A 12,828-nucleotide genomic window follows, 5' to 3' on the forward strand; every position below is an offset into this window, starting at 1 on the left:
AATATAAGGTTACCTATCAACAAGTGTATCAATGGGTTAAAAAATATGAAACAAAAGGTGCAGAGGCGTTAAAGGACAATCGTGGAAGAACAAAAAGTGAAACAGAACTGTCTCCAGAAGAAAAAATGACATTACAAATGAAGCGACTAGAATTGGAAAATGAACGTTTAAGAGCGGAGAACTTATTTCTAAAAAAGTTAGAAGAGATCGAAAGGAGGAGGAAATAGATCAAATAAGGTTTAAAGATAGGTATATGGCGATACGGGAACTTCATGAGGAAGAGGGATTTCCTATTATCCTTCTTTGTGAAATTGCGAAAGTGACAAAGTCTGCTTACTATAAATGGTTAAATCGAACACCAACAGAACGAGAAGTTGAAAATAAAGAACTTTTAAAAGAAATGATAGATCTACATGAAAAAGTAGAAAGTATTTATGGATATCGCCAAATGAAAATGAATATGGATCGGAAATTTAAAAAGAAATTTAATCATAAAAGAATCTATCGATTGATGAAGGTTGCAGGGTTACAATCGGTTATTCGTAAAAAGAAGAAACGTTATAAATCCTCCATTCCCCAACAAGTTGCGGAAAACATCTTGAATCGTGAATTTAAAGCAGAGAAACCAAATGAAAAATGGGTAACAGATGTCACAGAATTCAAATATGGTTTGTCCAAGAAAGCCTATTTAAGTGCTATACGCGATGTGTATGATGGATCAATCGTAAGCTTTGTTTTTAGCCATCGAAATGATAACCAACTTGTTTTTAGGACAATGGATTTAGCTATCGATATATTAGAGGACGGGGAACACCCACTTATCCATAGTGATCGAGGATATCAATACACTTCACGAGAGTTTAAACGGAAGATAGATAAAGCAAAGATGACGCATAGTATGTCTCGAGTTGGAAAATGCATTGATAATGCACCAATGGAATCATTTTGGGGAACTCTGAAATGTGAAAAATACTACTTACGCAAGTTTAATACATTTGAGGAGCTCTCTAAAGCAATAGATGATTATATATATTTTTATAATCATAATAGATACCAAGAAAGATTAAACGGCCACAGTCCTATGGAATACAGGACGATGGCCGCCTAAATCATTTTTATTATTTCCACTGTCTACTTGACGGGGGGCAGTTCATTCTTCAAATAGAATTCGAATTAGTGAGGATTTTTCTTTTTGGGTTATTTTCGTAAACATGCCCTACGCTCCACTCACTGAATATAGAACCGATCCTAGCGAAGGAAGTACACGGAGACTCCTTGAAAAAGAAAACTACTTTTTCTGCGTGCGATGTGTCGCTGAAGTAGCGTTCCTTGTCCTGGGGGAAAGCGTAGTGTATTTCTGTAGCGGTATTCTGAGCGATATGTTACTGTACACGTTTCAATCAACTAAGAATTAAGTTCTAATCGTTCGTCTTTAGAGTGGAAGTTTTTTAGTATGGAAAAAATGGTTGATTCTTTTAATTATATAGCTTATAGTAAAACTAATTAAATCGGAAAGGGTGTTACTTGGGCAGATGGATAATTAATCCTATTTTTAAACGTGATTTGAATAATTGTAAAAAAGTCAGGAAAAACCTGTCTCTTTTGTTATGCAATTATTCGAATACGAAGAATAGGATTAGACTGTCTTAGTATACCTACAATTCCTGAACAGGGGCAATTCTGCTTTTGTTCGTTTGTTAGGCGTCTGCTTCCTATTCTTCCTAGTGAATGGGAGGCTTTTTTGCATCCCGAAAAAAATATATGGGGTTGATCGGAATGCTTATATTAGAAGGAAAAAATATATCACACGAAATTCAAGGAACAGAATTATTAAACATTGATCATGTACAAATCCAAGAGAATGACCGGATTGGTGTCATTGGAAAGAATGGTTCTGGTAAAACAACATTACTAAATATATTAGCAGGAAAGCTAAAACCTACGTCTGGCAACATTTCAACAACTGCAACTCGAAAGCTATTACCGCAGTTAAAGCGAGCAGATACTACACAAAGTGGTGGTGAGGTAACACAAGCATATATAAATGAAGCACTTGCTGAAAAAGCTGATATTCTTTTTGCAGATGAGCCAACTACTAATCTAGATACGAGACATATGGAGAAGCTAGAAAAACAATTCAATCGCATAGATGGTGCAATTCTAATTGTCTCTCACGATCGTGCTTTTTTAGATGCGCTTTGTACAAAAATTTGGGAAGTGAAAGATACTTCGATAACCGAATACGTTGGTAATTATTCTGATTATGAGGTGCAACGGGAATTAGAGGTTAGACAACAGGAAGCGGCATATGAGCAATATATGAATAAGAAAAAACAACTTGAGAACGCATTGGAGCAAAAAAAGAAGAAAGCAGCTCGTGCAACTAAAAATCCGAATAAACCAAGTGATTCGGATTCTAGGCAAAAGGGAGCAAAACCTTACTTTGCTAAGAAACAGAAAAAACTGGAAACAACTGCAAAAGCAATTAAAACACGATTAGAGAAGTTAGAAAAAGTGGAAAAGGTAAAAACGGAAGCTCCTATGAATATGGATATTGTAGGGGCAAGTACACTAAAAAATCGCGTTATTATTCGTGTAGAGGATTTGGAAGGCAGAATTGGTAATAGAGTATTGTGGAGAAAGTCAGGCTTCCATATTAAAGCAGGGGATAAGCTGGCAATTATCGGTGAAAATGGAACAGGAAAAACAACTTTTGTCAAAAAGATAATTTCTAACGAAAAGGATATTCAAATTTCTCCTACTGTCCAGATCGGTTATTTTAGTCAAAACCTGGATATCTTGGATGTTAGCAAAACCATATTGGAAAATGTAAAGCAATCTTCCTCTCAAGAAACAGCATTAATCCGCACAGTCTTAGCAAGATTGTACTTTTTTGGAGATGATGTTTATAAAAAGGTTAATGTTTTAAGTGGTGGGGAGCGTGTAAAAGTAGCGTTTGCAAAACTTTTCTTAAGTGACATTAATACAATTATTCTTGATGAACCAACAAACTTTTTAGATATTACAGCAGTTGAGGCACTGGAATCATTATTACAGGAGTATCTTGGAACAGTGATATTTGTTTCTCATGATCGACGGTTTATCGAAAACGTAGCCAACCGTATTTTACACATTGAAAATCAAGAAATGAGGTTATTTGATGGGACATATGGAAAGTACATGCAATATGAGCTACTTGATGAACGGGATACCAAAGAAGACCAACGGATAGTGTTAGAGACAAAAATTTCAGATGTGCTCAGTAGGTTAAGTATAGACCCTAAGCCAGAATTGGAGCAGGAATTCCAACAATTGATGAGTGAAAAAAAGAAACTAGAGCTAGAGTAACAGAAGTGGAGCCTTTCCGTTAAAGAAAAGGCTCCATTTTACATTTCTGAATGTTTTTATTCATATATCAAATTTATGATAAAATTGTAAAAAATACGAAGTGAGGGATGAACATTATTGAAAATAACATCTATTGCTACGGCAGATTTTAAGTAACCGATGATTCAGATTAATAAAATGAATGACGTTGCATGTATGTTAAACTTAGATGGGGTGATCATAATGAAACATAAACCGATATATGTTGAAATCCCGATTGATGCTGAGATGGATGAATTATGGGAAGCGACACAAAATCCTAAATTACACGAACAATGGGATTTGCGTTTTTCTTCGATAAAGTATAAGCCTAAAAGAGAAGGTGAACCTCAATTATTCGATTACAAAACAAATATTGGATTCGGATTAGAAATTGAGGGGTGGGGTAAGAGTGTTGGAAGTTATCATGCAGAAGATGGATCAAGAACTTCTTCCCTACATTTTGGTACGGAACAAGCTATTTCTATCATTCGAGAAGGTAGAGGATATTGGAAATACATACCTGAAGGTCAACAATCCATAAAATTTCTTACGCAATATAACTATAAAACTAGCTTTGGTAAGTTAGGAAGCCTGTTTGATGCGATTATATTCCGTCCAATGATTGGATGGGGAACAGCGCTAAGCTTTGATGTATTGAAAAGATGGTTAGAAAAAGGTGAGACACCTGCTTCACAGTATATTCGATTCTTTAGTACAGGGGTTCTTACTGTTTTTTTCATGTTTCTATGGATATACCATGGACTTATTCCAAAATTAATATTTATGTATCCAGATGAGGTTACTATGTTGACTAACACCTTGCCAATAACATATAGCCAAGGTGTGGGAGTTGTTTACATAGCTGGAATATTAGAAGTGGTTTTTGGTGTGTTGTGGATTTTCTATCGAAGGAAGAGGCACCTATTTGGAATTCAAGTAATACTCTTTCCGATACTAACTATAGGTGCCATTATTGCGGAACCAGAACACATCATCCAGCCTTTTAATCCTTTAACATTTAATATAGCACTATTCGTTCTTTCGATATTGGGTTTATTACTGAGTAATGACGTACCAACTTCAAGAAACTGTAAGCGGAAAAGGTAGGAAGGTTCATATGTCAATATATAGACAAGTACTAGGTGAGAATTATAATAAACTTCATCCCATGCTTCAGCGGAGATATGCTTTTGAAAATGCTACACCTTTTATGGCTAAAGGTGTTATGAAAAATGTTTACAGTGGACCGAGATGGTTATATCCATTGTTTATACTAGGAACGAAATGGGATGTATTATTTCCTGAGTATGGTCAGAATATCCCATTCCAAATAAAAAATACTCCTCTAAAAAGTAGAGGGGATGAGGAACAAGTTCTTTGGGAGAGAGAATTTATTTTCGGTAAGAAAAAGAGGTACTTCAATGCACTAATGAGTTTGGATGAAAAACGTAATGTAATAAAAGACTATTTTGGTGAACCACCTGTATTTTACTCAGATCTTGCTCTTATAGTTACCGAGTATGGTGGATTAATCATAGAGTCGAAAAAACAGCGTATTGTATTAGGGAAATTAGAAATTCCTTTACCAAAGCTACTTCAAGGTAAAGCAATTATAAAAGAAGAATTTGATGAAGAAAAAGGTATCTACTTCATTTCTGTTACTGTTAACAATCCACTAATTGGTAGACTTTTTGGATATGAAGGGGAGTTTGTCCAACATGACATTTCGTAATTTAGCAATGATAAATAGTATTGTTCTATTATTAATTTTTTCTCAAATTGATCCTTGGTATAGTGTCTTACTAACAGTTGCACAGACTGTCTTTGTACCATTCACTCTTCATCTCGTTTTACGCGATCATAAAATTAATACTCCCTTATTTTGTTTTGCAATCTTTTCCTCTGTAGCTATATTTACTTTGCAGGTCACCGATCAGTCGGTGTTTGATCCGATTCTAGCAATGATATACTTTGGATTTACAATGGCAATAGCATTGATAGGGTTAAGGAGGTTCTTACATCGAGGTTTTGAACAGTTGGAAGAAGGGCTAATTGATGCAGGTCTTATTTACCTTGCTATTGGAGGTGGTTGGTTTTTCGCATTCGAAGTAGGAATAGACACCGGTTTTTCATCAATTCTTACGTGGCTAACAGCAATTCATTTCCATTACTCTGCATTTTTGTTGCCAATATTCGTAGGTTTTTTAGGAAGGTTATACAAGCCAAAGCTATACCTAATCATTGGATTCCTTATATTAGTTTCTCCCATAATTGTAGCATTAGGTATAACTTTCTCACCTATAATTGAAGTCTTATCCGTTATCCTTTATATCATTGGAATATATGGATTAATTGTACTTACCTACCGGACTCCATTTCACGTATCATTACAAAAATGGCTCATTCGTATATCTTTTGCTGCGGTAGGAATTACCATCTTGTTTTCACTTTTATATGCTGTAGGAAATTCTACGAAACTTTTTACAGTAACAATTGATTTTATGCTTCGATTTCACGGGATAACAAATGCTGTTGTTTTTGCGTCGATTGGTATTATAGGGTGGTACATATTTTTACCTCCTACTACGTATAAAAAAAGGTCGTTTCCTATTAGTAGTTTAAGAGGTGGAGGAACGATTGGAGAAGATTTTTTTAAGGGAAAAGAAGATAACCAACATTACCAGGGATTGGTTGATAACATGGCAGTGTATGAACCCACTATAGATGTGGCAACATTATCACCGACAATTAAGGACTTTTATGAGAATACGAACCAATACCGACTATTTGCAGAAGTGAAATGGAAGGGCTGGTTTCGTCCTTTTGCTGCAATCTACCGTGCAATAAGTCGGACAACGAGGCAATTAAATCTCCCATTATCGAGTAAACGAATGGAAATGACCGGAGATATTACTTCCATAAATGATGAACTGGATGGAAGAAATGAGACAAGAGCATGGTTACGGAAAGCTGATGGGGAGACTGTTTTTGTTGCGCTGTACTCATATCATCAAACGGACGGAAAAACATATATGAATATTGCTTTGCCATTACCAGGATCAACAATGGTTGGAGTTTTACACCTTAAACAAAAAGGGAGTCATTTAGAGCTATCAAGTAAGCAAGCTTCGCGTACTGAAACAGATCCGGGAATTTATCTAGCTATTAGAGAATATTTGTTAAAACTTCCACTCGAAGAGGATTTTCAAGTGAAGGAAATAGAACATGGTGTATTGCAAGCACAGCATCATATGAAGATTTTTACCTTCCCATTCCTAACGATAAATTATGAAATTCATCATGATACAAAAATGGCTTGAATAAATTTTAAAAAGGGCATTCGATGTAAAGACTATAAATGGATGTTCAAAAATTCCGGTAAAAATGACACATCTAGATAGGGGATCTTCGACTAACTACCGACACGTCCTGTGTCGAACGTCGAAGTCACCACATCCTGTGGAAGCTCGTTGGTTTGTTTCTGCGTAAAGAGCGGTGTACCTGCGTCTCCTAGCATACTCATAGAAGCATATTCCTCGGTACAAGGCAGCATTGAAGTTGTTTCTCGATGCAGCCTTGCTCATGTATCTAAATACATACATTCCGTTCCTTGGATAAGAAGAACACTTATCCTACGTGCGATGCAGACTCAGGGGAGCTTTCCTAATGCTCGAAACTATACCGCCTCGAACTTCTTGGTCCTTTTCATCCTCATTTTTGAACACACATTATAAGGGAAGTGTATGATATGGGAGATGGTTGTATTGAATTTCTATAAAATTGGGTTTGGTGTACTGTCAATTTTCTTTATAGTTTTTGTTATCGCAACATTTTCTTCTAGCCCTGAAAGTAGACAGGCCCAATCAGTGGAGGGGAAAAATACCTTGAAACATGAAAGTAAATCCGTACTTAATAATCTGGAGGCAGAGGCTATTGAAATAACAAGCTTGGACGATTATCTGAGGAGTGAGCCAGTATTACAAGGAGCGTTAATTGGCATTAGTGTTCGATCCGCTTCAGACGGTAAACTGCTCTATGAACACTTTGGGAATACCCGACTCCGACCTGCTTCTAATATGAAGCTGTTGACAGGTTTTGCTGCCCTGAACGTACTTGGAGAAGATTATCAATTTTCAACTGAAATTTGGACAAATGGAAAATTAGAGTCCAATACATTAAAAGGGAATCTTTATTTAAAAGGAAAAGGTGATCCTACATTACTTCAAGAAGACTTTGAAGCATTTGCTACAGAAATCCGTGAAAACGGTATAGAGATGATTGATGGAGATATTATTGGAGATGATTCTTGGTATGATGATGTACGGTTATCAAGGGATTTAGATTGGACAGATGAACACTGGTATTATGGTGCTCAAATTTCAGCTCTAACAGCCTCTCCGAATAAAGATTATGATGCAGGTTCAGTAATAGTACAAGTAACTCCAGGCAATAAGGTAGGGGAAAAGCCTAAAGTATCTATTTCTCCTGATACGCCATATATCCAAATCGCAAATACGTCTACAACGAGTACTGCAAGTGTGGAAGAAGATATAACACTAGAGCGGAAACATGGTACCAATACCTTTACAGTTGAAGGTAGTATTCCTATTGGCGCTGCTAATGTAACAGAATGGATGGCTGTTTGGGAACCGACTGAATATGCCATGGATTTATTTAAACAAGCTCTTCAGAAACAAGGAATTACATGGACTGGAACAGTAAAACGTGGCATCGTTTCAGAGAATAGTAAATTACTCTTCACTCATGATTCAATGCCATTATCAGAACTACTAATCCCATTTATGAAATTAAGCAATAATGTACATGCGGAAGTAATGATGAAAGAAATGGGGCAGTTTGTCCATGGTGAAGGAAGTTGGGAAAAAGGTATCGAAGTTGTGGAATCCGAACTAGAAAAAATGGGACTGGATACGAAGAACCTAGTTATTCGAGATGGATCTGGAATTTCTCATGTAACGCTACTACCGCCAAACCAAATTACTCAGTTATTGTATCTTGTACAGGAAAAAGATTGGTTTTCCACTTATTACAATTCTTTACCTGTCTCGGGAAATCCTGAAAGAATGATAGGCGGAACGTTAAGGTCTCGAATGAACGATATTGCTGTACAAGCAAAAACCGGGACCATAGCTGGCGTAAGTACGTTATCTGGCTATGTTGATACAGCAAGTAGTGAAAAACTTATTTTTTCCATCTTGTTGAATAATATTATCGATGAAGATGATGGTCCACAAGTAATTGACCAAATTGTAAGGTTGCTTAAAGATGAATTTTCTGTGAGTTCAAATGGTTGACACGATTTATTTCTTTCTATATGCTAAGTTTTAATAATTAAATATTTTATATTTAATTCTATCTAGAGAGGTGGAGGGACACGGCCCTTTGAAGCCTCGGCAACAGGTTCCATATGGAATACTGTGCCAATTCCTGCAAGCATTTGCTTGAAAGATAGGAGAGAGAATTCCCTTTACCCAGGTCATAAAACTCTTTTCCTATCTTGATGGAGAAGAGTTTTTTTGTTTGGGTTTTTTGAATCTTTTAATGCAGTCTATGTAAATTACTCAGTAAAATTCATTACTTGAATAAGCAACAAACTTTTAGAAAACAGTCTTTTTTTATAAAAATTGAGAAGAGGAGTGGAGAAAGTGAAGTATGGATTTTGGTTACCGATATTTGGTGGATGGCTACGAAATGTTGAGTTCGAGGATATGCCTCCGACCTATGATTACGCAAAGAAGGTCATTCAATCAGCTGAGCAGTGGGGCTATGATACAACACTGATTGCTGAGTTATATTTAAATGATATAAAAGGACCAGAACAGGATTCACTTGAAGCATGGTCAACAGCTGCAGCGTTAGCAGCTGTAACAGAAAAAATTGAAATTATGACTGCAGTAAGACCTGTATTCCATAATCCAGCAGTAACAGCGAAAATGGCTGCAAATATCGACCATATTAGTAATGGACGTTTTACATTAAATGTTGTTTCCGGCTGGTGGGAAGGGGAAGCGAAACAATACGGAGGCGATTTTACGGAGCATGATGAAAGGTATGATCGTACAACCGAATTTTTGGAGATTTTAAAGGGATTGTGGACTGAAGAGAACTTTACCTATCATGGTAAGTTCTATCAAGTAGAAAATACCGTACTGTCTCCAAAACCTGTTCAACGTCCTAACCCGGTTTTATACGCTGGCGGAGAGAGTGAAAAAGGAAAACAGGTTATCACATCACTTTGCGATGCCTATGTGATGCATGGCGGTACAGTTGAAGAAATAGAAGCGAAAATTACAGATATGAAAGAGAGAAGAAATAGAGTTGGGCATGAACCGTTACAATCTTTTGGTATGGCAGCTTATGTTATTTGTCGGGATTCAGAGGAAGAGGCCCAAGAAGAATTAAAGCGAATTACGACAGTAAAAGATACTAGTGGTTATGCTGGCTTTAAGGATTTTACATCTAAGTCTGAACTAGAACAACAAATTCAACTTCAGGATTATTCTGTATCGAACAGGGGATTGCGTCCAAATTTAATTGGAACACCTGAGCAAATTGCAAAGCAAATATTAGCTTATGAGCAAGCAGGCGTTGATTTACTATTACTCCAATGCTCACCACAACTGGAAGAGTTGGAACGTTTCGCAAATCAAGTCATGCCAAAAGTTGAAGAACTTCGTAACGAATAGACAAACATACTAATCATAAAGGAGATAAGAGCCTTGCGTAAAATATATGTCATACACAAAAATAATGAATGGACAGAGCATCTATTGAAGAGATTGGAAGAATTACAACTTCCATATGAAGATTGGTTAGTAGATAAGGGAAATGTTGATCTTTCCTCGGCACCACCAGAAGGGATCTTTTATAGTAGGATGAGTGCTTCTTCACATACGAGAGGACATCGTTATTCACCAGAATTGACGAGTTCTATACTGGCATGGTTGGAGCAACATGATCGAATTGTAATTAATGGAAGTCGTGCACTACAATTGGAAGTTAGTAAGGTATTACAATATGTAGAACTTGAAAAACAAGGTGTACAGACTCCGAAAACAATTGCAGCAGTTGGGAAAGAAAAAATATTAAAAGCGGCTCAATCATTTGCAGGTAAAAAGTTTATCACAAAACACAATCGTGCAGGTAAAGGTCTTGGAGTTCAACTTTTTAACTCGATGGATGCATTTCAAGAGTATATTGATGGAGAAGGTTTTAACGAATCCGTTGATGGAATCACATTAATTCAGGAGTATATTGAGTCTCCAGATTCATTTATTACACGATGTGAATTTGTTGGTGGGAAGTTTGTTTACGCAGTACGTGTAGATACGTCAGAAGGTTTTGAATTATGTCCGGCAGATGCATGTACAATTGACGATTTATTTTGTTCCGTAGGTGAGCATTCGTCAACTCCATCTAAGTTTCAGATACAGGAAAATTTTGACCATCCTATCCTAGAAAAATATGAACGTGTCCTAGCTGCTAATAATATTAAGATTGCTGGAATTGAGTTTACCCAAGACAAAAATGGTGAGATTTACACATATGATATTAATACAAATACGAATTATAATAGTGAAGCAGAAGCTATCAGTGGGAAATACGGTATGTTGGAAGTAGCGAATTATTTAGGAGAAGAGCTTAGTAAGCTGGAAGTGGTTAAAATATAGTTGCAATGATTGTACGAATAATAGCTGGAAAGCCTAGTTAACTCTAGGCTACTTTTCAATCGGATGCAACTTACTCTAGAGCTTCCTTATATTTTTCATACCATTTTTTCCAGCTTTTCTCACGTGGTCCATAATCTGTGCCGTCTAAAAGTGCTTCGATGACATCTAGGCATACATGCCAACCTGCTAGATCTTTTGGGGTATGTTCCGTTAATTCATTAATTGTTTCTATGAGGGTTAATTCACAACCATTATCCTCCTCCATAAAATGAAAGCGAACACGATCCTTATCCCAATCGAACTCTAAAACAGCTTGATGATCCAGTTCAGTTATCTTCATTTCTTCATATGTGCCATCGCCCATATCAAATAATATAGTTCCACCCTGACGAAGATCTTCTACGTGAAGTTCATCAAACCACTGTTGTAATTTACTATTGTCAGTAAACATCGCCCATACATTTGCAACTGGATGAGTTAGGTGTCGCTCATATGTTACAGAATATTTACTCCCATTCTTATTAATTTGTGCCAGCATGATATCAACCTCCATTATGTAGCCTTTAAAATAGTATACCTCTAATTACAATAATTTTCTAACATGTCCGGTTGGTGAGCTTAAAATGGGCTACCGTATAAGTCACCAATAGTTGATTGGATGAATAACTAGTTAAAGAGTAGTTTTTTACCCATTTCTAGAAGGAGTGAGATGATTGTTTTATCATGTAAAAGAGTTACAGTATCGCGCAAAGCCTGACCGGCCAGATCCAGTATTCGCCAGGAAGCTTCAGGAAATCCTAGGTGGACAGTTTGGAGAGATCTCTGTAGCATTACAATATTTATTCCAAGGTTGGAGCACACGAGGTAATGGAAAATACAAAGATCTTTTAATGGATACAGGTACTGAAGAATTGGCACATATTGAAATGTTAGCTACAATGATTGCTAGATTGCTTGATGGTGCACCAGACGTTGAATTAGAGGAAGCTGCAAAGAATCCAATTGTTGCTGCGATTCTAGGAGGATCTAATCCACAGCATACAATCGTATCTGGATTAGGTGCAATGCCAGCGGACTCAAATGGGAATAGATGGACAGCAGATTATATCATTGCTAGTGGCAATTTGCTAGCCGACTTCCGAGCTAATTTAAATGCTGAATCACAGGGAAGATTACAAGCCTGTCGATTGTATGAGCAAACCAATGACCGTGGTGTAAAAGATATGCTATCATGGTTAATTGCTAGAGATACGATGCATCAGAATCAGTGGTATGCAGCTTGTTTAGAGCTTGAGCAAAAAGAAAATATAGTTGTACCAAGTACATTCCCTCGTGAGCTACAAAAAGAAGAAGTTGCTTACACATTATTTAACTATTCTGCTGGAAATGAAAGTGCATATGGTCGTTGGGCTAACGGGCCAAGTATTGATGGTTGTGGAATGTTTAATTTTGTGGAACATCCTGTACCGTATGGTAAGAAACCAAAACTTAAACCGGCACCACCATATATATTTGATACACCACCAGAAGTGTTACGAACCTCTGATGATTTACCAGATCCAGATATGAAATAATAGGGTGATAAAAAATGAGAGACTGTCAAATTTGGCAGTCTTTTGAAGTGCATATTTTAGAGGTGGCTGTCTTCTAAAAGCCTTTTTCCTATCTTAGTGAGTAATTTATGTAGACTACGAAGTAACGTTAAAAGATCGATCACTTTGGTCGATCAATAGAGTATGAGACATCAAATGGATGAGAGAAAATAATA

The 12,828-nt window shown here is 36.6% G+C and carries 11 protein-coding genes and 1 riboswitch; of the genes, 10 read left to right on the forward strand and 1 reads right to left on the reverse strand.

The window, feature by feature from the left end:
* From ACFSTA_RS04905 to ACFSTA_RS04945, 9 genes are all read left to right on the forward strand, one after another.
* Positions 1-227: helix-turn-helix domain-containing protein (locus ACFSTA_RS04905; protein ID WP_377555450.1), on the forward strand; the 227-nt coding region annotated here is incomplete at its 5' end.
* 5 nt (positions 228-232) lie between these two features.
* Positions 233-1,108, forward strand: coding sequence for an IS3 family transposase (locus ACFSTA_RS04910; protein WP_377555759.1), 876 nt, complete (start codon positions 233-235; stop codon positions 1,106-1,108).
* 668 nt (positions 1,109-1,776) lie between these two features.
* Positions 1,777-3,348, forward strand: a complete 1,572-nt coding sequence (locus ACFSTA_RS04915) for a Vga family ABC-F type ribosomal protection protein (RefSeq protein WP_377555451.1) — start codon at positions 1,777-1,779, stop codon at positions 3,346-3,348.
* A gap of 222 nt (positions 3,349-3,570) precedes the next feature.
* On the forward strand, positions 3,571-4,476 hold the full coding sequence (locus ACFSTA_RS04920) for a DoxX-like family protein (RefSeq protein ID WP_377555452.1): 906 nt from the start codon (positions 3,571-3,573) through the stop codon (positions 4,474-4,476).
* Between the two features lie 10 nt (positions 4,477-4,486).
* Positions 4,487-5,101 carry a DUF4166 domain-containing protein gene (locus tag ACFSTA_RS04925; protein WP_377555453.1) on the forward strand — a complete coding sequence of 205 codons (615 nt, stop codon included), beginning with the start codon at positions 4,487-4,489 and terminating at the stop codon, positions 5,099-5,101.
* On the forward strand, positions 5,088-6,689 hold the full coding sequence (locus ACFSTA_RS04930) for a YndJ family protein (protein ID WP_377555454.1): 1,602 nt from the start codon (positions 5,088-5,090) through the stop codon (positions 6,687-6,689). Before ACFSTA_RS04925 ends, ACFSTA_RS04930 begins: the two co-directional genes overlap by 14 nt.
* Before the next feature lie 444 nt (positions 6,690-7,133).
* Complete coding sequence (gene dacB, locus ACFSTA_RS04935) at positions 7,134-8,684, forward strand: D-alanyl-D-alanine carboxypeptidase/D-alanyl-D-alanine endopeptidase (RefSeq protein WP_377555455.1); 1,551 nt, start codon at positions 7,134-7,136, stop codon at positions 8,682-8,684.
* A gap of 55 nt (positions 8,685-8,739) precedes the next feature.
* A riboswitch (SAM riboswitch) is annotated at positions 8,740-8,845 on the forward strand.
* Between the two features lie 190 nt (positions 8,846-9,035).
* Positions 9,036-10,076 (forward strand): LLM class flavin-dependent oxidoreductase, encoded by a 1,041-nt coding sequence (locus ACFSTA_RS04940; RefSeq protein WP_377555456.1) that lies wholly within the window; start codon positions 9,036-9,038, stop codon positions 10,074-10,076.
* Positions 10,077-10,109: 33 nt separating this feature from the next.
* Positions 10,110-11,060, forward strand: a complete 951-nt coding sequence (locus ACFSTA_RS04945; RefSeq protein ID WP_377555457.1) for an ATP-grasp domain-containing protein — start codon at positions 10,110-10,112, stop codon at positions 11,058-11,060.
* A gap of 70 nt (positions 11,061-11,130) precedes the next feature.
* Here ACFSTA_RS04945 and ACFSTA_RS04950 read toward each other — a convergent pair whose 3' ends face one another.
* Entirely contained in the window at positions 11,131-11,598 is a 468-nt protein-coding gene (locus ACFSTA_RS04950) for an SRPBCC family protein (RefSeq protein WP_377555458.1), read from the reverse strand.
* 175 nt (positions 11,599-11,773) lie between these two features.
* Here ACFSTA_RS04950 and ACFSTA_RS04955 point away from each other — a divergent pair, with 175 nt between their 5' ends.
* A complete protein-coding gene (locus tag ACFSTA_RS04955; protein ID WP_377555460.1) occupies positions 11,774-12,634 on the forward strand; it encodes a manganese catalase family protein in 861 nt (286 codons plus the stop codon).
* Positions 12,635-12,828: the final 194 nt, after the last annotated feature.

The sequence above is a fragment of the Ornithinibacillus salinisoli genome, assembly GCF_042684965.1.
In the GTDB taxonomy this organism is placed as follows: domain Bacteria; phylum Bacillota; class Bacilli; order Bacillales; family Amphibacillaceae; genus Ornithinibacillus; species Ornithinibacillus salinisoli.

Bases quoted from the DNA above. Each gene is read 5' to 3' on its own strand.
- ACFSTA_RS04925 (WP_377555453.1), top strand. From the start codon at position 4,487: ATGTCAATATATAGACAAGTACTAGGTGAGAATTATAATAAACTTCAT.
- ACFSTA_RS04950 (WP_377555458.1), bottom strand. From the start codon at position 11,598: ATGCTGGCACAAATTAATAAGAATGGGAGTAAATATTCTGTAACATAT.
- ACFSTA_RS04915 (WP_377555451.1), top strand. From the start codon at position 1,777: ATGCTTATATTAGAAGGAAAAAATATATCACACGAAATTCAAGGAACA.
- ACFSTA_RS04930 (WP_377555454.1), top strand. From the start codon at position 5,088: ATGACATTTCGTAATTTAGCAATGATAAATAGTATTGTTCTATTATTA.
- ACFSTA_RS04920 (WP_377555452.1), top strand. From the start codon at position 3,571: ATGAAACATAAACCGATATATGTTGAAATCCCGATTGATGCTGAGATG.